The sequence below is a fragment of the Robertkochia sediminum genome (assembly GCF_016786255.1).
Taxonomy (GTDB): Bacteria; Bacteroidota; Bacteroidia; order Flavobacteriales; family Flavobacteriaceae; genus Robertkochia; species Robertkochia sediminum.
On record NZ_JADMKT010000063.1, the window covers coordinates 1 to 25605 of the forward strand.

General features: G+C 47.5%; 22 protein-coding genes. 7 read left to right on the forward strand and 15 right to left on the reverse strand.

The annotated features are described in order from the left end of the window. The first annotated feature begins 145 nt into the window (after positions 1–145). Positions 146–1231 (forward strand): IS110 family RNA-guided transposase, encoded by a 1086-nt coding sequence (locus tag IS446_RS01680; RefSeq protein ID WP_203057834.1) that lies wholly within the window; start codon positions 146–148, stop codon positions 1229–1231. 493 nt (positions 1232–1724) lie between these two features. Here the strand turns inward: IS446_RS01680 and IS446_RS01685 are convergent, their stop codons facing one another. The 8 genes from IS446_RS01685 to IS446_RS01720 all read right to left on the reverse strand — a co-directional run bounded on the left by IS446_RS01685 (position 1725) and on the right by IS446_RS01720 (position 10641). Next, a complete protein-coding gene (locus tag IS446_RS01685; RefSeq protein WP_203057835.1) occupies positions 1725–3089 on the reverse strand; it encodes a Gfo/Idh/MocA family protein in 1365 nt (454 codons plus the stop codon). Between the two features lie 51 nt (positions 3090–3140). Further along, positions 3141–4961 (reverse strand): sodium:solute symporter family protein, encoded by a 1821-nt coding sequence (locus IS446_RS01690; protein WP_203057836.1) that lies wholly within the window; start codon positions 4959–4961, stop codon positions 3141–3143. Between the two features lie 143 nt (positions 4962–5104). Then, positions 5105–5983, reverse strand: a complete 879-nt coding sequence (locus tag IS446_RS01695) for a sugar phosphate nucleotidyltransferase (RefSeq protein WP_203057837.1) — start codon at positions 5981–5983, stop codon at positions 5105–5107. Between the two features lie 14 nt (positions 5984–5997). Then, complete coding sequence (locus tag IS446_RS01700) at positions 5998–7104, reverse strand: GHMP family kinase ATP-binding protein (RefSeq protein WP_203057838.1); 1107 nt, start codon at positions 7102–7104, stop codon at positions 5998–6000. An 89-nt stretch (positions 7105–7193) separates the two neighbouring features. Further along, complete coding sequence (locus IS446_RS01705) at positions 7194–7715, reverse strand: hypothetical protein (protein WP_203057844.1); 522 nt, start codon at positions 7713–7715, stop codon at positions 7194–7196. A 204-nt stretch (positions 7716–7919) separates the two neighbouring features. Then, positions 7920–8603 (reverse strand): aquaporin Z, encoded by a 684-nt coding sequence (aqpZ, locus tag IS446_RS01710; protein WP_203057846.1) that lies wholly within the window; start codon positions 8601–8603, stop codon positions 7920–7922. Positions 8604–8758: 155 nt separating this feature from the next. Further along, complete coding sequence (locus IS446_RS01715; RefSeq protein WP_203057848.1) at positions 8759–9121, reverse strand: cupin domain-containing protein; 363 nt, start codon at positions 9119–9121, stop codon at positions 8759–8761. Between the two features lie 5 nt (positions 9122–9126). Then, the gene (locus IS446_RS01720) at positions 9127–10641 is read right to left on the reverse strand and encodes a helicase HerA-like domain-containing protein (protein WP_203057850.1); all 1515 of its coding nucleotides are present in this window, start codon (positions 10639–10641) and stop codon (positions 9127–9129) included. A gap of 141 nt (positions 10642–10782) precedes the next feature. On the opposite strand from IS446_RS01720, the gene IS446_RS01725 reads away from it, so the two are divergent. Further along, the gene (locus tag IS446_RS01725) at positions 10783–11415 is read left to right on the forward strand and encodes a 7-carboxy-7-deazaguanine synthase QueE (RefSeq protein WP_203057852.1); all 633 of its coding nucleotides are present in this window, start codon (positions 10783–10785) and stop codon (positions 11413–11415) included. A gap of 265 nt (positions 11416–11680) precedes the next feature. Here IS446_RS01725 and IS446_RS01730 read toward each other — a convergent pair whose 3' ends face one another. Beyond that, on the reverse strand, positions 11681–12391 hold the full coding sequence (locus tag IS446_RS01730; RefSeq protein ID WP_203057860.1) for a class I SAM-dependent methyltransferase: 711 nt from the start codon (positions 12389–12391) through the stop codon (positions 11681–11683). A 31-nt stretch (positions 12392–12422) separates the two neighbouring features. Here IS446_RS01730 and IS446_RS01735 point away from each other — a divergent pair, with 31 nt between their 5' ends. Together IS446_RS01735 and IS446_RS01740 are read left to right on the forward strand one after the other, a co-directional pair. After that, positions 12423–12917: a YkgJ family cysteine cluster protein gene (locus IS446_RS01735; RefSeq protein ID WP_203057862.1), complete on the forward strand. Its 495-nt coding sequence runs from the start codon at positions 12423–12425 to the stop codon at positions 12915–12917. A 23-nt stretch (positions 12918–12940) separates the two neighbouring features. Further along, complete coding sequence (locus IS446_RS01740; RefSeq protein ID WP_203057864.1) at positions 12941–13807, forward strand: sterol desaturase family protein; 867 nt, start codon at positions 12941–12943, stop codon at positions 13805–13807. On the opposite strand, the gene IS446_RS01745 is transcribed toward IS446_RS01740, so the two are convergent. Beyond that, positions 13778–15007, reverse strand: coding sequence for an exo-beta-N-acetylmuramidase NamZ family protein (locus IS446_RS01745; RefSeq protein WP_203057866.1), 1230 nt, complete (start codon positions 15005–15007; stop codon positions 13778–13780). The genes IS446_RS01740 and IS446_RS01745 overlap by 30 nt on opposite strands. A gap of 3 nt (positions 15008–15010) precedes the next feature. On the opposite strand from IS446_RS01745, the gene IS446_RS01750 reads away from it, so the two are divergent. The 3 genes from IS446_RS01750 to IS446_RS01760 all read left to right on the forward strand — a co-directional run bounded on the left by IS446_RS01750 (position 15011) and on the right by IS446_RS01760 (position 18474). Next, the gene (locus IS446_RS01750) at positions 15011–16246 is read left to right on the forward strand and encodes an ABC transporter permease (protein WP_203057868.1); all 1236 of its coding nucleotides are present in this window, start codon (positions 15011–15013) and stop codon (positions 16244–16246) included. A 63-nt stretch (positions 16247–16309) separates the two neighbouring features. Further along, a complete protein-coding gene (locus IS446_RS01755; RefSeq protein WP_203057870.1) occupies positions 16310–17665 on the forward strand; it encodes a pyridoxal-phosphate dependent enzyme in 1356 nt (451 codons plus the stop codon). Between the two features lie 638 nt (positions 17666–18303). After that, positions 18304–18474, forward strand: a complete 171-nt coding sequence (locus IS446_RS01760) for a hypothetical protein (RefSeq protein WP_235996371.1) — start codon at positions 18304–18306, stop codon at positions 18472–18474. Positions 18475–18609: 135 nt separating this feature from the next. On the opposite strand, the gene IS446_RS01765 is transcribed toward IS446_RS01760, so the two are convergent. From IS446_RS01765 to IS446_RS01785, 5 genes are all read right to left on the reverse strand, one after another. Continuing rightward, the gene (locus IS446_RS01765; RefSeq protein WP_203057874.1) at positions 18610–20307 is read right to left on the reverse strand and encodes an efflux RND transporter periplasmic adaptor subunit; all 1698 of its coding nucleotides are present in this window, start codon (positions 20305–20307) and stop codon (positions 18610–18612) included. Between the two features lie 27 nt (positions 20308–20334). Continuing rightward, positions 20335–21063 carry a PepSY domain-containing protein gene (locus IS446_RS01770; protein ID WP_203057876.1) on the reverse strand — a complete coding sequence of 243 codons (729 nt, stop codon included), beginning with the start codon at positions 21061–21063 and terminating at the stop codon, positions 20335–20337. Between the two features lies 1 nt (position 21064). Then, positions 21065–23794, reverse strand: a complete 2730-nt coding sequence (locus IS446_RS01775) for a heavy metal translocating P-type ATPase (protein WP_203057878.1) — start codon at positions 23792–23794, stop codon at positions 21065–21067. A 12-nt stretch (positions 23795–23806) separates the two neighbouring features. Beyond that, positions 23807–24931: a chromate efflux transporter gene (gene chrA, locus IS446_RS01780; RefSeq protein WP_203057888.1), complete on the reverse strand. Its 1125-nt coding sequence runs from the start codon at positions 24929–24931 to the stop codon at positions 23807–23809. A gap of 70 nt (positions 24932–25001) precedes the next feature. After that, on the reverse strand, positions 25002–25601 hold the full coding sequence (locus IS446_RS01785) for a DUF3347 domain-containing protein (RefSeq protein ID WP_203057890.1): 600 nt from the start codon (positions 25599–25601) through the stop codon (positions 25002–25004). Between the last annotated feature and the right edge of the window lie 4 nt (positions 25602–25605).

Consider the following 25605-nt stretch of genomic DNA (forward strand, 5'->3'; position numbering starts at 1 on the left):
GGTAAAGTTACTATGTTTGTTTTAGGCCACAGTTCCAATGAAATAAGAGGAAAGAATCAAAGGTAGAATTGGGGCATTATTAAACAAAAAAGCATAAGCCAAGTTTTTTATTTTAAGGTAATAACAATCTAAAAAACATTGACTTATGCCGACATTAGTTAAAGATACGCCGAGAGGATTTGATGGGCAAACAATTTATATTGGAATTGACTGTCATAAGAAGAGTTGGAAGGTCACGCTTTTAAGTGATAATTTTGAACTGAAGACGATGAGTAGGGATGCTGATGCTCAAGGGTTGGCAAAATACCTTCAAAAGCATTATCCCGGAGCTTGTTATAAGGCTGTTTACGAGGCGGGCTTCAATGGGTTTACTCCTTGCAGAACACTTCGTTCATTGGGTATAGATGCTCAGGTGGTACATGCAGCAGATATCCCTACAAGTCAGAAGGATCGCCAACGAAAGAATGATACGGTCGATAGTAGGAAACTAGCCAATACACTGCGATCCCAGTTACTTAAAGGGATCGATGTTCCGGATCGGCATTTGGAGTTAGACCGTAGTTTACTGCGTTTGCGTTATAGTTTAACGAAGGATCTTTCCAGGGTGAAGAATCGGATTAAGTCGCTTTTGTTTCAGTATGGGATTTCTATTCCTGAGGAACTTGACCGGGGGAGCAAGAGTTGGACTAAGGCTTATGTTGCGTGGTTGGAAAGTGAGATGGTAAAGTATCCGGATCTTAAATTCATTATTCAGGCTCATCTGGATTACGGCCAATATTTAAAGGTCAAGAAGAAAGAGGTGAGTTCTCGTTTAAGAGCTCTGGCAAAGAGTAATAATTACCGTGAGAATGTACTATTGCTGCAAAGCATACCTGGTATAGGTGTTGTGACAGCCATGACTTTGCTGACTCAAATTGGGGATATACATCGTTTTACCAACTTTGACCGTCTTTGCGGTTATTTTGGATTAATGCCTAAGGTACATGCTTCAGGAGATCGGGAGAGCTCCTCGGGTATAAGCTCCAGAGGTCGAACTAATGTAAAGAACACATTGATCGAAGCGGCCTGGAGTGCAGTTCGCAGCGATCCTGCACTGACTTTACGATTTACCAACTTGAGTAAACGGATGAAAAAGAATAAGGCTATCATTCGAATTGCCAAGAATCTTTTAAACCGGATTCGTTATGTATTAATTCATCGAGAGCCTTATAAGTATGGGGTCGTATGTTAAAAACAAATAGCGTGAATCAGAAAGCTTTAACTTTAATGGTACTATTTATAAACCTGGGAAAATTACAAAGGGGGAACGAACGTTCGTTTACAATTGCAGCACTTGAAGATCACTGATCTGCAAGCAGACTGTTCGGTGAAGTTTACGTCCCCCTTCCTTTTAAAGTGAACAATAAATTGCAGCTAATGCCTAAGCATTGAGACTGTTGATAGAAGATTAATTGAAAGGGTTTTTAGTAAAAAAGTAGTACCATCAAAGAGAAAGAGTGTTTGAATCATGAACAGAAATGGAAGCTTTGAAAAGGGCTTCCGAAAGACTATAATGGTAAAAAACAGGCTTTTTGCTTGGAAAACAACATAGAAGAGGTAAAGAAGTAAAGATGTAAAGAAGTAAAGGGGATGGTTATTTGACAACAACCTGCTTGTCTGAATTACCCAATAAAAAAAGCAGACGATCTCGCCTGCTCTTTTGTATAAAGTTTAGTCTTATGCAATTAAAAATCGTCTTTCATCCAATTATAGGGCTTGCGCTTTACCCAATTCCCTCGCGTGAAATCAGGGAAATCTTGTGGTTCACCATTGTTGGCGATCGACCTTTCCGATAATGGTGTTACGGCGCTCCATGCGGCTGCGTCGTATACGTCCATAGGAGGCGCGATATTCTGTTTTGCCGATTCTACAAAGGCATTCATCACAAAGAAATCCATACCTCCGTGTCCGGATCCTTCAGCATAGGTACCGAACTTTTTCCATAGGGGGTGGTCGTAGGTTTCCAGGTAGCTATCCATTTTTTCCCATCCGTGACCTTCGCTTTTACCCTCAACAAAGATGCGTCTGTTGTCATAATCGAACTCCGTGAGTCCCTTTACTCCCTGAACCCTGAAGCCCAGTGAGTACGGACGAGGAAGGTTGACGTCGTGGGTAATGATAATGGTCTCGCCCTTGGCGGTTTCTATAGTGGTTGTGATCACATCACCCTGCTTCCATTTTATAGCGGCATTAGGGTGATCTTTACCACCTTTTTCATGGTTTACGATATAGTCGTGCAGTCCGACAGCTTTTGTGGCGTGAGAGGTCAGGGATACGAAACGGTTACCCCTGTTGATATCGGCCATAGTAGCCACCGGCCCAAGACCATGGGTCGGATAAACATCGGCATTTCTAAGTTCGGAGTGCTTTGTACGCCAGCGTGCTTCAGAGATTCCTTTTTCACCATACTCAACACCTCCGCCATATGGTTGTTTGCCGTCGTTAAATTTTACATGGCGAAGATCGTGCTGGTAACCACATCTAAAGTGTACCAATTCTCCGAAAAGTCCTTCCTTCACCATGTTAAGTACGGCAAGTACATCTCTTCGGTAGTTTACATTTTCCAGGATCATCAGGTGCGATCCGGTTTCTTCATGGGTATTCACCAGGTCCCAGCATTCGGTCAGGGTATTGGCTGCAGATACTTCTACTCCTGTGTATTTTCCGGCTCTCATGGCATCTTTTGACATGCGTACATGCCATAACCACGGCGTAGAGATCACTACGGCATCTACCTCTTTTAGCTCGAGGAGGTTTCTGTAATCGTAGTCATCTTTTCCGAAGGTCTTTGGTGCTGGTTTCCCCGCTTTTTTGATCGACTTAAGATTTAACGCTATACGCTCGGGATCTGTATCGCAAATAGCGGTGATGTTCACATCATCTCTTAGTAAAAGATTATTGAGGTGGTTGGTTCCCCGGAGTCCTACGCCTATAAGGGCTACGTTTAGTTTTTCCTTACCTGCATTCCTGGAAAAAGCCAGTTCAGGCATGAATAAAAGTCCGGTACCTGCCGCGGTGGTGGTGCGAATAAAATCTCTTCTCGAATTCATTATGCTTGTTTGGTTAGTAGTTTTTTTAGTTTAAGGTTTTTCACAGGTTGATCAGAAGATCACGGTTTTGATCTTTTTCCACAATCGGGTAAGGATCACGGCTCCTACAATGGCTAAGGCTGTTAGTATGGCGGCCTTGGTATACCTTCCGTAGATCCAGTATCCCGTGGCGAACAAGCTGCTGTAGATCACGAGACACCCCACCAGGGTGGCTGCGATCCCTGCAGGTACGTTCCAGGCTTCTTTACCGGATACCCCTTCTTTCGTGTCAATAACTTCTTTCTCGATGACCTTGGTCCAACCCGGGCCACCGGGGTTGATCTTTTTATAAAAATTGATCAGGGTTTCCTGGGTTTCGGGTGCGGTAAGGTAGGTTGTGGCGATCCAGATAGCAGACGATACGGCGACCACGAACGGATAGGTCATCCATCCCGGCATAAGGCCTTCGGTGCCGTCCTGACCAAAGAGTATAGCGCCCACAGCTGTAAAGTTGATGAGCAGGGAAATGATTCCGGAGGCAAACATGGCCGAGATCTCGCTCCACGCATTGATACGCCACCAGAACCATCTTAAAATAAAGATGAGTCCGGTTCCGGCCCCGAACATCAGGATGATATTGAAAAGTTGCAGGGCATTGTTAAGAAGTAAGGCCAAACCGGCAGAAACCACCATAAGTAATACCGTGGCCAGACGCCCTATGTTTACCTGCTCTTTTTGGGAAGCTTTGGGATTGATGTGCTGGATGTAAAAATCGTTTACTACATAAGACGACCCCCAGTTGAGGTGGGTAGAGATGGTCGACATATAGGCGGCTACCAGGGAAGTAAGCACCACACCTAAGAGTCCGTTGGGCAGTTTGGTAAGCATTGCCGAATAGGCGAGGTCATGTCCCAGCTTATCTTCGGTCACATTGGGGAAGGCTTCGTGTATACTGGCTACATCCGGGTATACGACCAGGGAAGCGAGGGCCACGAGGATCCATGGCCACGGACGCAGGGCATAGTGCAGGATGTTAAAGAAAAAGGTAGCGCCAATGGCGTGGTTCTCATCTTTGGCAGCGAGCATACGCTGAGCGATATAGCCACCCCCTCCAGGTTCAGCTCCCGGATACCAGGCACTCCACCATTGCACGGCCAGTGGAATGATAAGGAGGGTGATCAGGGCACTTTTATTGTCCAGGTCGGGCAGGATATCGAGTTTTCCGACTACGTTCTCATGGGTGATCAGGGCTTGTAAACCACCCACTTCAGGTAGGTTCACGCAATACCATGCGGCTCCGATCCCTCCGGCCATAGCCACAAAGAACAAGATGAAATCGGTATATACCACCCCTTTGAATCCACCAGCTGTACTGAAGATCACTGTAACGATACCGGCGATCCCGATGGTTTCAAGGGGAGAAAGGCCCAGCATGATCTGTCCGATCTTGATCGCTGCAAGGGTTACTGCCGACATGGCCAGAACATTAAAGATCACCCCGAGATATACGGCTCGGAATCCTCTTAAAAAGCGCGCTGGTTTTCCTCCGTAACGAAGTTCATAGAATTCGATGTCGGTATTTACGCCCGATCTCCTCCATAATTTTGCATAGATAAAAACGGTAAGCAGGCCGGTGATCAGAAAGGCCCACCACACCCAGTTACCACTAACACCACTGTTACGAACAATGTCGGTTACCAGGTTAGGGGTATCGGTAGAAAAGGTGGTTGCCACCATAGAGACTCCGAGAAGCCACCAGGGCATGGTTCTTCCTGAAAGGAAGTATTCTGAGGAACTTTTTCCCGATTGACGGGAAACGTAAAATCCTATACCAAGGGAAATGGTGAAAAAGGCACCAATGAACAGGTAGTCCAGGGTATTTAGTGAGATCATGGGTATGGGTTTAAGGTTGATCGGGCACCTGTTCAAGCGGTGCCCGGAGCTTAGAACCAAAAATACTTTTTTCGACCAATACCCGAAATTTTTTCGCCCGGCAACTTCCCTGAAAAGCCCAGCGCGAGATCTGAAGGGCAGAACTAATCCCAGAGCCTTTCAGGGTAGTGGTCCCTGATGCGCTTTTTTAAGATTGCAATGTCTTCTTTTGAGGTGAGGTCCGGAACATGTTCGGCCAGGGGAAGCGCTAAAACGCTTTGCTCATGGTCGTGTACCATATTGAGCAGTGCCGTTGGTAATTCTTTTTCCCGGCGTTCCGGGTTCATAGGACAATTCACGAGATAAGGATAGATCTGATCTCCGGAAAACATAAAAATGTTCATGCTCACCCTGAACTTGCCTTCAGGATCACGGTACAGCGCTGCCTCGCTCGCCGTTGGCTTTTCAATGATGTCGGCCAGATAATTGTCTGTGTCAGTTTTTACCAGGGCAAAACGGTTGATGCGTTCTGTTGAGAATTCTAGTGCGTCCCGGTCATAAGAGATAAAGGCGTTCGGAGCCCTGGTGCCCTTAAGCAGCGAAAAGGCTTCTGTCGAATACAGGTTATCGCTGTTGCAAACAATAAACCGCTCCTTTTTGAGCCAAGGTTGTTGGTCCAGGGTTTGCACAAGAGCATCTGCTGTCCCCAGGGGTTTTACCCTTCCTTCCGGAATATGCTGTAGTGCGAAATGGGTTTCAAGCCCGTGGTAATCGTTCTGGTCTCCTTTAAAGTGTTCTCTGAAAGGCAAACTATTTGGACCGGTGAGGAAGACGACCTTTTTAATGCCTGCCTCCCTGGCGTTAAAGAGGAGGTAATCGATAAGGGGATAGCCGCTATCGCCAAGTTTAATGAGGCCTTTACTGCGTTCATTGGCCTGTGCGATCTCTTCAGGAGACAAGTGTTTGTTGGCTTCTGCCATAGAGCGTTTCATACGTGAGGATGCACCCCCGGCAAGAATGACTAGAGATTGAATGGTTTTCATAGGGTTGTTTGTGGTTATACGATTCGTACTCCAGGGTCGGTAGCCACCAGGTAGGCATCTCTTGCCCCGGATCGTTTGATAGCGTCAATTACTGCTAGCTCTTTTCCTTCGGGTGCAAGGGCAATGATACTTCCTCCAAGTCCGGAGCCTACGATCTTGGCACCAAGGGCACCGGCATCGAGGGCGGCTTCGATCATTTTATCGATCAGTGGCACCGTGATCCCCAGGTTATCGCGCAATAAGGCATGGTGTTCATTGATCAGGGAACCTATCAAAGCCATATCGGGATGTTCTTTTCTGATCTCTGTCAGAGCGGTACGGGTGATCGAATGGTTGCATACGGCGGCTTCAAAAACTTTTTTCAGTGGTTCGGGCACCAGGGGCAGCAAGGTGTCGAGGTCTTCGTTACGGGCGTCGGCAATTTCGAAATCAGGATGGGTATTTTGTATGGCCTTTATGGCTTCCCATGCTTTTGTTCTCAACTCCCCAAGAAGCGAAAGGGTGGGTTTAGGAATACCGGATTCACCAACGATGAGCCCGGGAACCTCTTTTTTATAGGTTTCATAGGAGGCATTATCGTCGGTTTCCAGGTAAATGATGTCCCCAAGAGCAATGGCATATTGATCCATTCGTCCGCCGGGACTCCTTTGCTCGGTTACCTCAGCTTCATAGGCCAGTTGTGCGATATACTCACGGTCTTTCTTCATCGGGGTAGAAGAGGCAGCGAGCAGGAAGTTTACCCATCCAACCACCACGGCCGAAGAGCTGGAGATCCCTGCATTAATGGCCACGTTACCTTTAACGATGATTTTGTATCCGTTTGCCAATTGGCCTCCCTGAGCCTTAAACACCTTATAAGCGGCCAGCAAGTGATCGCCGATAACGCCCTCGCCAAAATTTTCATCCAGGGCAATGTATTTTTCTTTATTGATATCGGGTAAGACAACATGGAGGTGGTTTTCGGCTATTGGGGTTGCGGTGAGATCGATATGGCGGTCAATGGCACAGGCGATCACAGGCAGGTACATATAGTCCTGGTGATCTCCGAATAAACAGGTTCTTGCTGGACTCTTGATCCGGATCACTCCCTTTTGGTTGTGTTCTTCTGGGTTTGTTTTCATAGGTACTACTAGAGGGAACTCTAACAATAGGGTATTTGATATGCCTTGCCCAATGGCAATGGTAGAAGGGTTTGTCTTGAATAAAGTGATCAGAACCTGGCGCTGTTGAGCACTTCACTGATCTTATTGCGGAAGATGAGCAGTAAGGCACCGCAAATAAGTTGCAATCCGCTTATCGCCAGATTAGCAGATGGTTCTATGGCAGGTTTATTACGACCGATGAATCTTTCCCATGCTGAAGGTTCAGACTGATTTTTCATCAGGTTGAAGGTCTGGTAAATAAACTCAGGAAATTTACTTACCACAAGAACCCCTCCGGCAAGGATAACCCCCAGTTTGATGAGAGTAAGGGTATCGATCTTACCAAAGTGTACTTCTTTCTCTTCAAATCCCTGGTCCAACTCCAACAGGTCGATAATGGCATCACTACGAAAAACGATCACCAAAAAGAATCCGATCATAATAACGGAAACAACAAAGATCCATATGAAAGAAGAGATCTCGAAATCGGAGATACTGAAGGCCTTGGGTAAAAAAGTGAACAGGCTGATGATCAATGCATAGACCCCAAAGAGTTTTAAAATGAGCCTAAAAAGGTCACGAAGTAGCATGGAATAAGGATTTAGGTTTGTTCAAATATAGCATTTTTTCGAAATAATGTAGGTGCTAATTAGATTATTGGTAGCTATTGAACCATGTATGAAACCGTTTGGTCGAAAATGCAAAGGGACACTACCTTTGGCGTTCCCAAGGTAATGCCCCCTTTATCTGATGCATCAAAAGACGAATACCGAAGTTGTTCCCGTCCGGAGAATTTAATCTTCCTTTCCTAAAAATTTATAAGTAATCCCTGCAAGGGCAGCACCTGCAATAGGGGCAACCCAGAATAACCAGAGCTGTTGTAAAGCCATACCGCCGGCAAAAAGCGCCTGGCTGGTACTACGAGCCGGATTTACAGAGGTATTGGTTACGGGAATACTGATCAAATGGATCAGGGTAAGGGCGAGACCGATGGCGATCCCTGCAAATCCTGCCGGAGCCTTCGGATGTGTGGCCCCAAGGATCACGATAAGAAACATAAAGGTGAGTACAACCTCGGCCAGTAAAGCCGCCATCATGGAGTAGCCATCCGGAGATAAGGCGTCGTAACCATTGGCAGCAAAGGTGCCGATCTCGAATCCGGCCTTTCCGGAAGCAATACCGTAGAGTACCGCTGCTCCGGCAATTCCGCCGATGACCTGGGCACTGATGTAGGGAAGAAGTTCTTTACTTTCAAAACGTCCACCGATCCACAATCCGATAGAAACAGCCGGATTCAGGTGACATCCGGAAATGTGGCCAATGGCATAGACCATGGTTAATACTGTTAAACCAAAGGCGAGGGAAACCCCGGCAAAACCAATACCGAGTTCCGGAATACCGGCGGCGAGTACGGCACTACCGCAACCACCGAATACCAGCCAAAAAGTGCCGATGAATTCTGCGATAAATTTTTTCATAGTTCAAGTTTTAGTTGGTTGTTGCAGGATCGACCATTTCATGGATATACATATGTCATGTCCTGCGAATACGCCCGGATCCTGTATGAAAATTAACTTAAAAATATGTAAAAATACTGATTCACAGTGTGTTGTGTGTTTTCGGGGTGTTTTTATTACTCTTCCCGATGCGCCATTTCCAGTTGAAAAGCAGGGGTGCAAACCGCGAGGTACTCGCAAGGTTCATTAAACGGATTCGAATATTGAATGCGGGCTCCTTTTTGGATCACGATCGATTGCCCGGCTTCAAGCACAACGGTCTCGCCGTCGATGATGAATTGTTTTTTTCCTTTGATCACATAGGTGTACTCATCGAATTCCGGATTTTGAAAAGGCTCGCTCCATCCCGGGGGAGCGATCATATGGGCGATACTCAGGGTCTTATTCCCTGTACTCGCAAGTCCGTGGTGTTCTTCGATTAGTTTTCCGTCGGTGGTAGGTACCACAAAGGGAGCCGATTGTACGGTGTATTTTTTCATAGTGATTATCGTCTGCTTATGGCTTTATTAAGAATTCCCATGACCCCGCGAATAAAGGTGGCGCTGGTCAATACCTTTACGACCGGATTCATCCTGCTGCTTCTTGCGCGGGAAGAAGTACTTCGCCTTTCGGTCTTTGCCTTCTCTTGCATTTCTTCCTGTTGTGCGGTCTTGATCTTTTCATTGAGCATTTCATAGGCACTCTCCCGGTCGGTGGTTTCATTGTACCGGGGTGCAAGTTGTGAGCGTTTGATGAGGTCACGGAGTTCGGTATCGGTGAGGACATCCATACGGCTTTGGGGTGCACGCATCATAGTGGCGGCCAAAGGGGTAGGGCGACCTTTCTCGTCGAGCGCTGTAACCAGGGCTTCACCTATCCCCAAACTAGTGAGCACTTCGGTGGTATCGTAAAACTCGGTTAGCGGATAATTCTCTGCTGTAAGTTTGATCGCTTTTCGGTCTTTGGCGGTAAAGGCCCTCAGGGCGTGTTGTATTTTGAGTCCCAGCTGGGAGAGCACTTCATCGGGAATATCGGTTGGCGTCTGAGTGATAAAGAAGAGTCCTACACCTTTAGATCTTATGAGCTTAACAATGCTGTTGATCTGGTCGAGCAAGGCAGAGGTCGCCTTATCAAAAACCAGGTGGGCCTCATCGATAAAGATCACCAGTTCCGGCCGGTCGCTATCGCCCCGCTCCGGGAAGGTACTGTAGATCTCTGCCAGCAGGCTCAGCATAAAGGTCGAGAACATTTTGGGCTTGTCTTGTATGTCGGTAAGTCGTATCACATTAATATAACCCTGTCCGTTCTCATCTACCCGTACCAGGTCGTTCGTGTCGAAAGACCTTTCACCAAAGAACATTTCGGCACCTTGTTGTTCCAGGGCAACGATCTTACGTAAAATGGCTCCGGTAGATGCGGTTGATATCCTGCCATACGTTTCTTCAAATTCGGCCTTCCCTTGATCTGTCGCATATTGAAGTATTTTCTTGAGGTCTTTCAGATCGAGCAGCGGCAATTCGTTATCGTCACAATATTTAAAGATCACTGCCATGATGCCCTGCTGGGTTTCAGAGAGGTCCAGGATACGGGAGAGGAGTTCCGGTCCAAATTCAGACACTGTTGCCCGAAGCCGAACCCCTTCCTGCTCAGAGATACTAAGGATCTCCACCGGGTATCCCTTGGCCGTAAATTCGAGTCCGATAGCCTGCATACGTTCATCGATCTTTGGATGCGGATTCCCCGGAACTGCGAGTCCGCTAAGATCACCCTTAAGGTCCATGAGCAGCACAGGAACGCCTTTTTCTGATAGCTGTTCGGCCATAACCTGTAGCGATTTGGTCTTTCCGGTACCGGTGGCACCCGCGATAAGACCGTGGCGGTTCATGGTTTTTAACGGGATTTTTATCAGGGAGTTGGTAAGGGTTTCGCCGTCAAGCATGGCGGCTCCGATCTCCAGGGCCTCGCCCTTGGTGGTATAGCCTTTAGTAATCGATTCCCTGAATTGGTCTGCAGTAGTCATAAATTAATGCTTTGTACTAAAATACATTAAATTGACCAAAAATGATACTGCAGCAGATGAGTGGCAAAAGGCGGAGTCTAAAGGTGAAGAAAAAGGTGTAGTGCCCTCTTGTAACATCCAAAGTAGTTGTATCTTTGCCGCATGGAAAAAAGTGAGGTTTTAGCGTTGGTAGATCAGGGGGAAATGCTCCCGCTAATGGAAGAATTCTACACCATTCAGGGAGAGGGATACCACAAGGGTACCGCTGCGTATTTTATTCGCGTGGGCGGTTGCGATGTGGGGTGTCACTGGTGCGACGTGAAGGAGAGCTGGAACGCCGCTACCCACCCGCCTACACATGTGGACCATATTGTGGATAATGCCGCGAAGTATTCAGATACCATTGTGATCACCGGGGGAGAACCCCTCACCTGGGATATGGAGCCCCTTACTTCCCGATTAAAATCCAGAGGACTCAAAACTCACATAGAAACTTCAGGGGCTTATCCGCTTACCGGACAATGGGACTGGATCTGCCTTTCACCTAAAAAGATGAAGCTCCCCAAGGATGAAGTGTACCGAAACGCTCATGAGTTAAAGGTGATCATCTATAACCATCACGATTTTAAGTTTGCTGAAGAGCAGGCTGCCAAGGTGAATAAGGATTGTATACTCTATATGCAGCCGGAATGGAGTAAGCGCGATAAGATGATCCCTGAGATCGTTGACTACGTGATGAAACATCCGAAGTGGAAGGTCTCGTTGCAGACCCACAAGTATTTGAATATTCCTTAGAGAAGGTAAAGCCCTCCTTCGCTGAAGCTACGGAGGATAAAGAGGGGATTATGAATTATAGATTATAAATTTTGAATTGGACGGGCATTAAATTTGTCTACCTGTCTACCTGTCTACCTGTCTACCTGTCTACCTGTCTACCCGTCTACCCGTCTACCTGTCTACCTGTCTACCTGTCTACCTGTCTACCCGTCTACCCGTCTACCCGTCTACCCGTCTACCTGTCTACCCGTCTACCCGTCTACCTGTCTACCTGTCTACCCGTCTACCTGTCTACCTTCTTGGTGATCCGCGCCAAATAGTCGTAGTGATCGCCTTCATATACCATTTCACAATCCAGTCCGATCTCGCCGGCGAGTTCCTTTAGGCGAGGGTAGTCTATGTAGAGCCAGGGAAACGATTCAGATTCACCTTCGTAATGAACGGTAAATTCCAGCTCACCGTAATACCTGTCGGCCGGTACCCATTTCCCGCCATCATCGTCTTCATCGTACATATAGATAATATCAGAAGAGTCGATCAGGATCTGTCCGCCGGGATTGAGCAGGGAAGCCAGATGTTGTAAGGCGGATCTAACATTATTAAGAGCTCCGAAAAGGCCTGTACCGTTCATGAGCATGAGGATGGTATCATATCGGTCGGACTTGCAATGCATAAAATCGCCCACCACCGTTTTGAGCACGCCTCTTTCATTTGCTACTCTTACGGCAGAGGGGGAGATATCTATTGCAGTAACATGCAGTCCCTGATCCTGAAGCCATAGGGCGTGACTTCCTGCACCGCACCCTACATCGAATACATTGCCGCGACAGAGGTCGAGTGCCTTTTGTTCGATAGCAGGCATTTCGTCGTAATCCCTGAACATATAGGATACCGGGAATTCGTCGGCTTCTGAGATAGTCGTTTCTGCCATGACAGGTGCTGTTCGTACCCCTGTAAACTCATCATATACCGCCTTTCCTATAAGGTCTTTCATAACCATTTGTTTTTGTACTTACCTTTGCAACATGGAAGAGATGTTGAAGGCCTTACCGCAGTTAGCCAAAGATAAGCATAAAGAGAACAAGAAGTTTTTCGCCAAGCTGAAGAAAAAGCCGCCAAAGCATTTGGATGTGCTCATGCAGGAATTGCACGAAGAAGAATTCGAGCGCACCGATTGCCTGGAGTGTGCGAATTGCTGTAAGACCACCGGGCCTTTGTTCACCAATGCCGATATTGAACGTATTTCGAAATTTCTGCGGATGAAACCGCAGCAGTTCATCGAAAAATACCTTCGGGTAGATGAAGACAACGATCATGTACTGCAAAGCGTACCCTGCACCTTTCTGGACGACCAGAACTACTGCCTGATCTACGAAGTGCGCCCCAAGGCCTGCCGGGAGTACCCGCATACCGATCGAAAGAACTTTCACCAGATCACGAACCTTACCTTGAAGAACACCTCGATATGTCCGGCAGCCTTTCGCATTGTTGAAGAAATGAAAAAGCGATTGCCTAAGTAAGTCGAATGGGTTATATTTCGCCTATGGAAACCATTATCAACTACTTTGAAACCATTCCCTCATCACACCGGAGTCTGATCCTGGTGTCGGGAATTACATTTTTCTGGTTGCTGGAATATGCAGCCCCTTTATTCAAGTTCGACTACAAGAAGTTCAGGCATGCCTGGCCTAATATCTTCTTTACGCTCACCACCATTGTGATCAATTTCGTGCTGGCTTTTATCCTGCTGCAAACCAGCGACTGGACGGTGGCCAATAATTTCGGTGTCTTACAATGGCTGGATGCCCCCTTATGGGTAAGGGTGGTTTTGGGAGTTATGCTTATGGACCTCATTGGAGCCTGGCTCGCCCACTGGGTACAGCACAAGATCAAGCCCCTTTGGATGTTCCACCTCATTCACCATACCGACAATCACGTAGATACCACCACGGCCAATCGCCACCATCCGGGAGAAAGTGTGGTACGATTTCTTTTCACCACTCTGGCAACTTTGGTACTTGGGGCTCCGGTAGCCATTATCATGCTTTATCAATCCCTGTCGGTAGTATTCTCTCAGTTTAATCACGCCAACATCGAACTGCCCAAAAAGCTGGACGATGTGATAAGCTGGATCATTGTTTCTCCGGATATGCACAAGGTGCATCATCATTATGTATTGCCGTACACCGATACCAATTACGGAAATATCTTTTCTATCTGGGACCGACTCTTTGGTACGTTTGCCAAAATGCGTAATGACGAATTGATCTATGGGGTAGACACCTATCCGGATGTCGATTCGAACGCGAAGATCGACAAGCTGTTAAAACTTCCTTTCGGGAAGTACCGTGCTCCTGAAGGTGCCAAGTTCGAAGCCGATTCAGGGGTAGAGGAGGTAAGGAGCTCGTAATTCGAGGAAGGCTTTGATCCCTTCCTGCCAGGTATCGCGAATCGCTTCGGCGGTCATGCCCCCTTCGATCTGCCTGCGCAGTACATCGGTACCGGCATGAAGGGTAAACGACCGGTCTTTAAAAAAAGTTTCTTTTTGGTCTGTCTGGGCATAGGCTTCTACAAGCCATCTCAGATCGACCATTTTTTTTGGGGTCACCTGAGAGAGGTCTCTGCCGTAACATACTTCCCCCTCGTGTTTTGGGTGCTTAGCCCCGAAGTTAGGTTCAGGAGTGTATTGAAAGTCGAAATGTTCCTTATTCAGAAATGGTGCACCAAAACGTTGAAACTGGAATTCGGTGCCTCTCCCGGCATTGATATGGGTGCCTTCAAATAAGCCCAGGCTGGGATACAGGGCTATAGACTGGTCATTAGGCAGGTTGGGCGATGGCCTTACCGGAAGTGAGTAAGTCATATTTCTGTTGTAACCTTCCATGGTGATCACCTGCAGTTCGCATTGCATGCTATTTTCGAGCCATCCTTCACCATTGATCATTTGGGCGTATTCGCCAATGGTCATCCCATGTACCAGTGGTATGGGGTGTTTGCCGAGAAAACTGCTGTGTTCTTTTTCCAGCGTAGGACCATCTACCCACGCCCCGTTGGGGTTAGGGCGGTCCAGAACCATAACCGGAATACCCAGTGCTGCACAGGCTTCCATAACCAGATGGAGGGTAGAAATATAGGTGTAAAAGCGCACTCCGACATCCTGAATATCGAATACCACCATGTCAACGTTCTCCAGCTGTGCTGCAGTTGGTTTTTTATTACTGCCATATAGTGAGATCAGGGGGAGTCCTGTTTTTTTATCGGTGCCATCGGCTACGGTTTCTCCGGCATCGACATCTCCTCGAAAGCCGTGCTCCGGAGCAAAGACCTTGGTCAGGGTAATGCCACTGCTCATAAGGGTATCTACCAGGTGGGTGTGTTTTCCGTGCCTGTTGGTGATCACCGAGGTAGGATTGGCTACTACGGCGATTTGCTTTCCTTTTAATTGCTCAAGGTAGGTTGCCGTGTTTTGGGCAGCAGGTACCGGAACGTTCCGGCCGACGCTATTTTCCTGGGCAGGTTGCCGGTGCGAGCGGGCGTTCGACGTACTGCAGGCCAGGATGATGAAAAACGATAATAAAAATGTATTTTTGAGGCTTACTAAGCGGATCATACTTTGAATTTAGAATATTTTATTGCCAAACGCCTGATCAAAGGCAAGGAGCATAAAAGTAGCATTTCGGCCCCAATTATAAAAATAGCTATCGCCGCCATCGCTATAGGTCTGGTGATGATGATGATCGCCGTGGCTACCGGGATCGGACTACAGCGAAAGATCCGCGAAAAAGTATCGGCCTTTAACGGCCATATACAGATCTACAACTACGACAACAATCAAAGTGATGTATCGGTAAATCCGGTGTCTCTCGACCAGGAATTCTATCCCGAGTTCAAGGATATCGAAGGCATATCTCATGTGCAGGCAGTTGCCACCAAAGGAGGGATCATACGTACCCCTGAGACCTTTGAGGGGATCATTGCCAAGGGTGTAGGTGCCGATTACAACTGGGCGCCTTTCGAAGAATATCTCAAGGCGGGACGATTACCCGACTATAGCGGAAAACGAAATGAAGAAGCCCTGATCTCGGCCTACCTTGCCGGCAGACTGAAATTAAAGGTGGGCGATTCGTTCTGGGCATTCTTTCTAAAAGAAAAGACCAGCGATCTGCCTAACCAGGTTAGATTCGAGGTCGTTGGGATCTACGATAGCGGATTCCGGGATTTTGATGCGAATTATATGTTTACCGATCTCCGCCATATTCAGCGTATGAACCGGTGGAGCGAAGATCAGGTGGGGGCTTTTGAGGTTTTTATAGAAGATTTTGATCGATTGGAGGAAAAAGGACGTGAAGTGTACGGCAGTACATTATCGACACTGGATTCACAGACCATATCCAATAAATACTACGCCATTTTTGAATGGTTATCACTCTTCGATTTTAATATTGCGATCATTATCGGGATCATGATCATTGTCGGGGGCATCAATATGATCACGGCACTTTTAGTGCTCATTCTTGAACGTACCCCTATGATCGGGATACTGAAAGCCCAGGGTTGTTCTAACTGGAGTATTCGAAAGATCTTTCTCTATAATGCGGCCTATCTTATCGGGGTCGGACTCTTTTGGGGTAACCTGGTGGGGCTCGGTATTTTGTTGCTCCAAAAGTATTTCGGCATCATCCCATTGGATCCCGAAACCTATTATGTGGCCTCAGCACCGGTCTATATTAATCCGCTGCACATCCTGGTGCTCAATGGGGGTACCCTTTTACTGTGCTTGCTCATGCTACTGGTGCCCTCTTACATCATTACCAAAATTTCACCGGCCAGGTCCATCAAGTTCGAATAGGGGGGATTATCGCTCTTGTATAAGGGGATGTAATTAACTAACTTACAACGTAAATAACCCCTTATGAATTACGCCGAGAACATTCTGCAAACCATTGGGAATACTCCCCTTGTAAAACTCAACACCATTACCGGTGAGATCGATGCCCTGGTACTTGCCAAGGTAGAGACCTTTAATCCCGGAAATTCGGTAAAGGACCGCATGGCCGTAAAAATGATCGAGGATGCCGAGGCAGACGGTCGTTTAAAACCGGGAGGGACCATCATCGAGGGTACCAGCGGGAATACCGGAATGGGACTTGCCCTGGGCGCCATCGTTAAAGGGTATAAACTTATTTGTGTGATCAGTGATAAGCAGTCGCGTGAAAAGATCGATATCTTGAGAGCGGTAGGGGCTGAGGTAGTCGTATGCCCTACGAACGTAGCTCCAGACGACCCACGGTCCTATTATTCGGTATCCAAACGTCTGGCGGAAGAAACCCCGAATTCCTGGTATGTGAATCAATACGATAACCTGTCGAACACCAAAGCCCATTACGAGCAAACAGGCCCGGAGATCTGGGCGCAGACCGATGGCAAGATCGATCATTTTGTGGTAGGGGTAGGGACCGGAGGTACCATAAGTGGGGTAGGGCGGTACCTGAAAGAAAAGAATCCGGAGGTGAAGATCTGGGGAATCGACACTTATGGTTCGGTGTTTAAAAAATACCACGAGACCGGAGAATTCGATGAGAACGAGATCTATCCCTACATCACCGAAGGGATCGGAGAGGATATCCTTCCTGCCAACGTTGATTTTAAGCTTATTGACGGCTTCACCAAGGTTACCGATAAAGATGCAGCGGTGTACACGCGCAAACTGGCCAGGGAAGAAGGGATCTTTTGTGGCAATTCTGCCGGGGCAGCGGTCAAAGGATTGTTACAACTAAAGGAACAATTTAAACCCGGAGAAGTTGTTGTCGTTCTTTTTCACGATTCAGGAACGCGGTATGTAGGTAAGATGTTCAATGATGACTGGATGCGGGAACGCGGATTTCTGGAAGAAACGGTTAAGAATGCCGGAGATCTTACGGCCAGGAGGGAAGGAGAATTGATCACTGTGCGAACCGAAGAGCTGGTAGGCCATGCCATTGAGCGTATGAAAAAATACAATATATCGCAGCTGCCTGTACTCGATGCTGAAGGATTTGCAGGTTCTTTGGATGAATCGACCCTGTTCAAGGCCTATATCGATAATAAGGAAATTGCCGATCTGCCGGTAAAACATATCATGCAGCCCGCTTTTCCCGTGGTCAATAAACATACCTCCCTGGATGAGGTCTCCAGGTTGATCAACCGGGAGAATAAAGCAGTACTGGTAGACCTGCATAACGGGAAGTTCAGTATTGTGACCAAACACGATATCATTAGTGCCATCTAGCAAAATGGGGAGCGTTAAGAGACACCGGCCCGTTAGCGTTAATTGTGATAACACCTGTGTTTACAGCATTGATGCCGGCTTTATACAGGAGCTTCACGCCTTTAAATAACTTCCCGCGGTGCAGTGAATTCTTACAAATTTGTAACATTATCGGTGATACTTGTCATCTTTTCTTGTTACTAATTTTGGATTTAGTCATTTTTTTCCTATATTTATTACGTATTTATTATGCCCCAAATCGATAAAATAAATACACTTGAGTAGGAAAAAACCACATTTTAGAACAAGAAATATCAACTTTTATTATATATCAACTCTTTAAATTTTCAACATTATGGGGCAAACATTACATAAACAAGAATCAACCTTACTGGTTTATGCACTTAGATTTATCGTATTTATCCTGATTTCCATGCTTTCATGGACGTTCATTTCAGCACTTTTCGGTATTGTAGGTATTTTATAATAACTGGTAAGTAAGACCCAAAAGGCTTCCATGTAGGAGGCCTTTTTTTTTGGTGTATAAGTATGGTCACCAGGGGTTGAATAACTTTCATGTTTCCCGGTGGGTGAGACGTTAAAAATTTCTTAACTTCTCCCCCTGATAACTATGCCTGTATTATAAAATGATAAAAAGTTTGATCAAGCGATTCGGTATCTGGAATATATTAATGATCCTGGTAGTATTGGTCACCATTGTAGTGGCTGAGTATGTCTTTCTCACAGGAGAGAAACTTTCAGGGATCTTTATAGGACTATGGGCACCGACTATTCTTGGATTCATGAATTATTTTAAACCAAAGGAATGATGACCGATTTTGTGCTATACTATTCTATGATCGTAGGAGCCTTCTTCCTTGGGTGGTTGGTCTATGTGATCAAGCTCTACAATAAAATGGGCCGGGGCAAGTAGTCCTGAATTGCCCCAACCCTTATGTACGTCGTTATTGCTGTGCTTTATTGAGGGTGTCGGTAACACTTCCACAAGTTAACATCATGTCGCCGTAGTACGGATTAAGAATATGCTCTTGTTTGCTCAGCCAGTCTGCTCCTTTGTTCTGATTGGCCATCGGGCAGTTTTGTACGTATAGGGTTTCCGGCAGGTCTTCCATGCGAGATGCCAGGGTAACCATAAGATCGGAAAGGATCACCAGATGTGTTCTCTGGTCTTCAATGTCACTACTGCGGGCAATGGCCGCGATCATCTGACCTGTTTTTTTAACTGCTGTACCTTCTGTTTCCCCCAGGGCCGATCGGTCTAAAGTTTCATATTGTTTTAAAAGTGCTCCTGCTTGTTCTTGTACCAAGTCCGGAGCGGAGGCTACAAAGGCATCATTCATTCGAATATACCCATCGATAAGTGGCCAGAATTCCTTTTGAAATTTTGAAGGCAGGGTAATATCCTGCATTTGGAGGGCCTCCGTTTTTTGTTCGCGATTCATCATTGATGGTTTGTCCTGTAACTGGGCAGCGGCATCTACGGTAAAAGTGCCGTTACTCACTACGTACTCCCCATCTTCGAGTCCTCCAAGTAAGGCGTACACATCCCCTTGTTCTTGACCTAGGTCGACCTCCCGAAGTTCAAATACGGGTAGGTTTGGGTCGGGTTGAACGTATACAACAGAGCGTTTGCCCGTCCACATCACGGCCGACTTAGGAACGGTGACCTCTGAGGAGGTATCGTTAGTGGCTATTTCTCCCTTAATAAACATGCCCGGTTTAAGGCGTTGATCTCTATTGGTGAGTTCTACGCGCACATCGATGGACCTGCTGGAGGTATTCATGATCGGGTCTACCAGATCGATGACGCCATTAAATGCGGTGCCGGGATAAGCGTTGGTGGTGATGGTAACTTCCTGCCCTTTTTCAAGCATGGGAATCTGTTTTTCCCAGGCGTCGAGCACTGCCCAAACGCTATTGAGATTTGCCACTTTGAAGAGGGGCTGCCCTGCGTTGATATAATCACCTTCTTTAACCAATTTCTCGGTTACCGTACCGGAGATCGTGGCGTATACTGGGAAGTATTCTGTAACGGTACCACGGGATTCTATGGCATTGATCTGTTGGTCTGAAAGCTTCCAGAGCTTTAATTTTTTACGCACAGCCTGGTAGAGTTCGGGTTGCTCACTTTTCATGGCCATGGTGGTGAGGAGTTCCTGCTGGGCAGTAATAAGCTCAGGAGCATAGAGGGTAGCCAGGAGTTGTCCCTGGTTTACTGTTTCTCCTGACGCACTTACATAAAGCTTTTCGATTCGCCCTTTAAAATAAGCCGACTGTATGGTTGAGGTCTTTTCGTTTGCTTCAATAGTTCCCGATAACACGAGGCGGTTGCTATCCTCGGTTTGAGCTCCTACCTGAGTGGTTTCGATATTTGCCAAAGCCATTGCGTGATCACTCATCTTAAATTGATTGGCGGCGAGGCCGTCTGCACCGGCTTCTGCGGGGATCAGATCCATTCCGCAAATGGGACAGTCGCCCGGTTCGGGCTGCATGATCTGTGGGTGCATCGAACAGGTGTACATGGTTGTTCCCGATTCTTCTGCCTGCTGGTGTTCGTGTGTCGCGTCTCCTTTAAAAAGGAAGTACCCTGATAGGAGCCCTATGGCCAGGGCCATACCGGTATATACGATGATCTTTTTCATGATTCAGAATTTATAGATGCCTGCTATCTATCTTGCGATGGCGGTCTTTTTGCGTTTCTTTTTAGGTTTTATAAGTTTTCTAACGGTCGGAGAAGAGATGAACCAGAGTGCAAATCCGCTCATTACCGTAATAAGTCCGAGGGCAGAAAAGGCTCTTAATACCATGGTGTTAAAATTATCCCTGCCTTCGTAATCCATGGTATGTGTCATCCACAGAAAATCGAACCACCTCCAGCTGTTGTGTCTTACCTTTTGAAAACTCCCGTCTTTAGCCGATACATAGGCGGTAAGGTCTTCGGGGTGATCAAAATCGATGCGGTAGGCGGGTAGGGGTCTTCCGCGATATTCATCATGGGCACCGGTGGTTTCGATAAGTGTGGTATTTCTCACCGGAAAGGATTCGCTCATATGTTCACGTGCTACCTCCAGGGCCTGAGCTTCTGTAATGACTTTAACTTCTTTTCCGCTTTCTGCTTCTACCAAAACAGCGTCGTTCACCCAGTAATAGGGGGTTCCTCCGATGTTTCTTAACTCGAGACTGTTTATGGCCTCTACCGGAAGGTCAAGCGTTAACGCTCCCGGTGCGAATGCCGGCGGGGCAACTTCAGAAAGGAACTGGTCTCCGTGAATTTCATCAATATCGGTCCAGCTAAAATACATACCACTTATGGTCCATATAAGGAATTGTATGCCCAGGAATATGCCGAGGTATCGATGTGCTTGCCTGATCAGGAGGGCTTTTTTTCTGTTTATCATGCTATGCTGTTAATTTGGTGTTTTTAAGTCGTAAGGCATTAGAGATCACCGATACCGAACTGAAGCTCATGGCAAGGGCAGCGATCATGGGAGAGAGCAGTAGTCCGAAAAAAGGATACAGGATCCCGGCTGCAACAGGAACCCCAATGGTATTGTAAATAAGGGCAAAAAAGAGGTTTTGCTTGATGTTCTTCATGACCTGTTCACTGAGCAGTCGCGCCTTAACGAGTCCGCCAATATCGCCTTTTAGCAGGGTAAGGGAAGCGCTTTCAATGGCTACATCGGTACCGGTGCCCATGGCGATACCTATATCGCTCTGTGCCAGGGCCGGGGCGTCGTTGATCCCGTCGCCGGTCATGGCAACGACCGCTCCTTTTTCCTGAAGTTCTTTTACCACCTTGAGCTTATCTTCCGGGAGCATACCTGCGCGATAGCTTTTGATGTTTAGTTCATCGGCTACAGCCTTGGCCGTAGCTTCGTGATCCCCGGTGAGCATGATCACTTTAATACCGTGATCCTGGAGGGATCTGATAGCGCCCTTACTCTGTTCTCTGATACGGTCGCCAATGCTTACCGAACCACAAATCACCCCATCTATAGCAATAAGGGAGACCGTATATCCTTTTTGTTGTTCCTTTTCAAAGGCAGCTTGCTGGGTAGCGCTCATGGTTACCTGATGTTGTTGCATAAGACTCAGGTTCCCTACGAGTACCTCGCTCTTCACAATGAGGGCCCTCACTCCCTTTCCGGTAATGGATTTGAACTGGCTGGCTTCGAGAAGGGTTACACCTTCTTTTTGGGCGTGTGTTGTTATGGCATTGGCCAGGGGGTGTTCACTGTTCTTATTAACAGAGGCCAGGTATTGCAGGAGGTATTGCTCACTACAGGCTTCATCCAGCGGGGTAATGGCAACCACCTCGGGCTTACCTTCGGTCAGGGTACCTGTTTTATCTACGATCAGGGTGTTTGCCTTTTGAAGGGTTTCCAGGGCTTCGGCATTCTTGACCAATACCCCGTTTCGTGCACCTTTACCAACTCCAACCATCACCGACATAGGCGTGGCGAGTCCCAGGGCACATGGGCAAGCGATAATGAGCACTGCGATGGCATTGATCAGCGCATACGTATAGCGGGGTTCCGGTCCGAGTATTGCCCAGATGATGAAGGTGAGTATTGCTGTGATCACTACAATAGGAACGAACCATGCCGCAATACGGTCGGCAAGTTTCTGGATGGGAGCGCGTGAGCGACTTGCCTGGTTGACCATGTCTATGATCTGTGCTAACAGGGTTTCTTCTCCTACCTTTTCTGCTTCCATTAGGAAGGAGCGGGTCCCGTTTATCGTACCTGCCTTAACAGTGTCGCCCTGAGTCTTATCGACTGTGAGGGGTTCCCCGGTGATCATCGACTCGTCAATATGCGTCTCTCCTTCGGTGATCCGGCCGTCTACCGGTATTTTACCTCCCGGTTTAACTTTTAGGATATCTCCTTTCTGAATATGGGCTACGGCAATGATCTCTTCTTTTCCGTCTTTGAGGCGAATGGCTTCGTTCGGACTCAGTTTCAGGAGCTCTTTTATGGCGCTGTTCGTTTTTTTATGCGCCCTTGCTTCCAGCACCTGGCCCAGGAGTACAAGGGTGAGAATCACGGTAGCCGATTCAAAATACAGGTGAACATCGCCTCCTTCGGTTCTGAATTGTGGGGGGAAGAACGCGGGGAATAACAGGGCGATCACACTGTAGGTCCAGGCCACTCCGGCACCGATCCCGATCAGGGTGAACATATTGAGGTTCCAGGTTACGATCGATCGCCAGGCGCGTTCAAAGAACATCCATGTGGCGTAGAATACCACCGGTATAGACAGGGCCAGCTGGATCCAATTCCAATATTTCGCATCCATGATATGGTACAGCGGATTGGGCTGTATCATATCAGACATGGCTATCATAAATATGGGCAGGGTGAAGGCAACGGCCAGCTTAAATTTCGTTAAGAGGCGCTTATAAGATTCATCTTCTTCTTCCCGGGGTTGCTGTGGTACCAGGTCCATGCCGCATTTCGGACAGCTTCCCGGCGTATCCTGAACCACTTCCGGGTGCATAGGGCAGGTATAGCTTGCACTGGTGGGGATGGCAGATTCTGCCTTGACCAGGTCCATGCCGCAAACCGGGCAATCGCGGTAATGGTCGTAGGTTTTATCGCCTTCGCATTGCATCGGGCAATACCAGGTTCCGGGCCCCTGATCGGTAGGGGCAGATTGCGCCTTTTGCGCTTCCGGATCGGGAGTGTGATCCCCGGGGAGTATTTGATAGCGTTCACCTTCAAAGGCCTTTTGCAGGGATTCGAGGGAAATAGGTTTGTGCACGGTAACCGTGGCCTTTTTCTCTTCAAGGTCGACATGGGCATCGGCGATCTCCGGTTGGGCCTGAAGCAGCTCTTCGACATGCTTGCGACAACCGTTGCAGCTCATGCCTTCTATATGGTAGGTTTGTGTCTTAGGTGTTGTGGGGGGGGTGTATCCCTCGGGGTGAATCTGGTATCGGCCTCCATCATCGGAAAAAGCTTTCTGTAGCGACTCCAGGGAAAGGTGATGCTCCATGGTTACCGTGGCTCTTTTTTCCTTCAGATCAACCTGGACATCAGTGATCCCGGGTTGCGCGCTCAACAGGTCTTCAACATGCTTGCGGCATCCGTTGCAACTCATTCCTTCTATATGATAGGTGTGTTTCATTTTTCGTGATGATTAAAATTGATAGAGCAAATACCCCAACAAGGAGCCTCCCAGAACGATCCAGATCACACTGATCTTCTTATATCCAAATACGGCTATGGCACCGAGTATTGCGATAAGTGCAGTACGCCAGTCGACAATACTGTCTTGTCCCATTTTAAACAGCACCGCCAGCATAATAGCTACGGCAGCTACATTGACACAATCCAGGAAATATCCCAACACCTTTGACTGGCGCATTTTAGGGACCAGCGGATTCAAGAGCCAGACAAATAAAAATGATGGCAGGAAGATCCCTGCTGTTGCAGCCAGAGCTCCGGGGAAGCCTCCTAATTGCCACCCGATAAAGGTGGCGGTAGAAAGTACCGGTCCCGGTGTAAATTGCCCCACGGCAATGGCATCGAGAAGTTCGGGCCTGCTCAACAATCCCGTTTGTACCAGCTCGGCATCGAGGTAGGCGAAAAGTACATATCCGCTACCGTAGAGAATGGCCCCTACTTTAAGGAAGGACCAAAAGATCTTTGCAGAACCTATCCCTTTGACCCCATAAGTCATCAGCGCGCCCAGGGCGATGGGGTTGAGTGACAGTGTTTTGTCGGTTTTGATCGAATGCTTTACCATAAAATACAGCGTTCCCGCTACACCTCCAAGGAGCAGGGCTGTGATCTCATTCACACCAAGGACGCTGGCAATGATCACCAGGATACCCAGGGTGAGCAATTCGTAATTCTTTATGGCTTTTTTGCCCAGCTTGTATATGGCTGAGGCAATGATGGCCAGTACTGCGGGTTTTATTCCCCCCATAAAAGGAGCTACTTCGGGTAGTGCTCCGTAGGTGGTATAGGCCCAGGCAAGGAGCCCTGTGATGACCACGGCTGGAAAGATAAAACTGATCCCGGCCACGAACAAACCGGCGGCACCACCGCGCTCATGGCCGCAATGCATGGTCATTTCGGTAGAGTTCGGACCGGGAATCAGATTGGTGGCGCCCATGAGATCCAGGAAATGTTCGCGGTCGATCCATTTTCGTTTTTCAACGATCTCCTTGTCCATCATGGCAATATGGGCAGCAGGACCGCCAAAGGCCACGCAGCCAAGTTTAAAGAATACGGCAGCTATTTCCTTAAGATGATTCATGAGTACTCAGTTTTGTTGATAACCGGGACTTCAGATCAAGATCTGAAGTCCCGATATGACTAAAGATTACTTATTTGATGGTTTCCTTAACGGTACCACAGTGCAGCATTTTGTTTCCAAAATACGGATTCATGATCTCTTTTTCTGCAGAAAACCATGCAGCTCCGGCATTGTTAAACGCCATCGGACAATATTGCTTATAGATCTCACCGCTTTCAAGAGCACCTTCGAGCATTTCACCCATAGCTTCTGTAACAGTTTCAAAAGCCTTGCGTTGTGCTTCTACATCGGTGCTTGCCGCGATAGTACCGGCAGCATTGGCTAAAGCCTCATTGTTGGCGGCTTTTTCAGAAAGGATTTTGGCAGCAGTGGCAGCAGCTCCGGCATCGGTAGCTACCAGCGCATCTTTTAATGAAAGGTATGCTCCGAATGCCGCTTCAACCTCTTTGTCTTTAAAGTTTGCAGCCATGGCCATGTCACCTTCTTTGGCTTCAGGATCCATCTCGTGATCCATATCTTCATGGTTCATGTCGTGGTCCATATGCATTTCGGTAGCTTCAGGAGTAGCAGCTTCTTCAGATTTCTTTTTTGATTCACCGCAAGAGGTCATTCCAAAAGAAAGGATCCCTGTAGCGAGTAGTAATACGAATGTTTTGTTGACGTTTTTCATGATA

Bases quoted from the DNA above. Each gene is read 5' to 3' on its own strand.
- IS446_RS01680 (WP_203057834.1), top strand. From the start codon at position 146: ATGCCGACATTAGTTAAAGATACGCCGAGAGGATTTGATGGGCAAACA.
- IS446_RS01685 (WP_203057835.1), bottom strand. From the start codon at position 3,089: ATGAATTCGAGAAGAGATTTTATTCGCACCACCACCGCGGCAGGTACC.
- IS446_RS01690 (WP_203057836.1), bottom strand. From the start codon at position 4,961: ATGATCTCACTAAATACCCTGGACTACCTGTTCATTGGTGCCTTTTTC.
- IS446_RS01695 (WP_203057837.1), bottom strand. From the start codon at position 5,983: ATGAAAACCATTCAATCTCTAGTCATTCTTGCCGGGGGTGCATCCTCA.
- IS446_RS01700 (WP_203057838.1), bottom strand. From the start codon at position 7,104: ATGAAAACAAACCCAGAAGAACACAACCAAAAGGGAGTGATCCGGATC.
- IS446_RS01705 (WP_203057844.1), bottom strand. From the start codon at position 7,715: ATGCTACTTCGTGACCTTTTTAGGCTCATTTTAAAACTCTTTGGGGTC.
- aqpZ (WP_203057846.1), bottom strand. From the start codon at position 8,603: ATGAAAAAATTTATCGCAGAATTCATCGGCACTTTTTGGCTGGTATTC.
- IS446_RS01715 (WP_203057848.1), bottom strand. From the start codon at position 9,121: ATGAAAAAATACACCGTACAATCGGCTCCCTTTGTGGTACCTACCACC.
- IS446_RS01720 (WP_203057850.1), bottom strand. From the start codon at position 10,641: ATGACTACTGCAGACCAATTCAGGGAATCGATTACTAAAGGCTATACC.
- IS446_RS01725 (WP_203057852.1), top strand. From the start codon at position 10,783: ATGGAAAAAAGTGAGGTTTTAGCGTTGGTAGATCAGGGGGAAATGCTC.
- IS446_RS01730 (WP_203057860.1), bottom strand. From the start codon at position 12,391: ATGAAAGACCTTATAGGAAAGGCGGTATATGATGAGTTTACAGGGGTA.
- IS446_RS01735 (WP_203057862.1), top strand. From the start codon at position 12,423: ATGGAAGAGATGTTGAAGGCCTTACCGCAGTTAGCCAAAGATAAGCAT.
- IS446_RS01740 (WP_203057864.1), top strand. From the start codon at position 12,941: ATGGAAACCATTATCAACTACTTTGAAACCATTCCCTCATCACACCGG.
- IS446_RS01745 (WP_203057866.1), bottom strand. From the start codon at position 15,007: ATGATCCGCTTAGTAAGCCTCAAAAATACATTTTTATTATCGTTTTTC.
- IS446_RS01755 (WP_203057870.1), top strand. From the start codon at position 16,310: ATGAATTACGCCGAGAACATTCTGCAAACCATTGGGAATACTCCCCTT.
- IS446_RS01765 (WP_203057874.1), bottom strand. From the start codon at position 20,307: ATGAAAAAGATCATCGTATATACCGGTATGGCCCTGGCCATAGGGCTC.
- IS446_RS01770 (WP_203057876.1), bottom strand. From the start codon at position 21,063: ATGATAAACAGAAAAAAAGCCCTCCTGATCAGGCAAGCACATCGATAC.
- IS446_RS01775 (WP_203057878.1), bottom strand. From the start codon at position 23,794: ATGAAACACACCTATCATATAGAAGGAATGAGTTGCAACGGATGCCGC.
- chrA (WP_203057888.1), bottom strand. From the start codon at position 24,931: ATGAATCATCTTAAGGAAATAGCTGCCGTATTCTTTAAACTTGGCTGC.
- IS446_RS01785 (WP_203057890.1), bottom strand. From the start codon at position 25,601: ATGAAAAACGTCAACAAAACATTCGTATTACTACTCGCTACAGGGATC.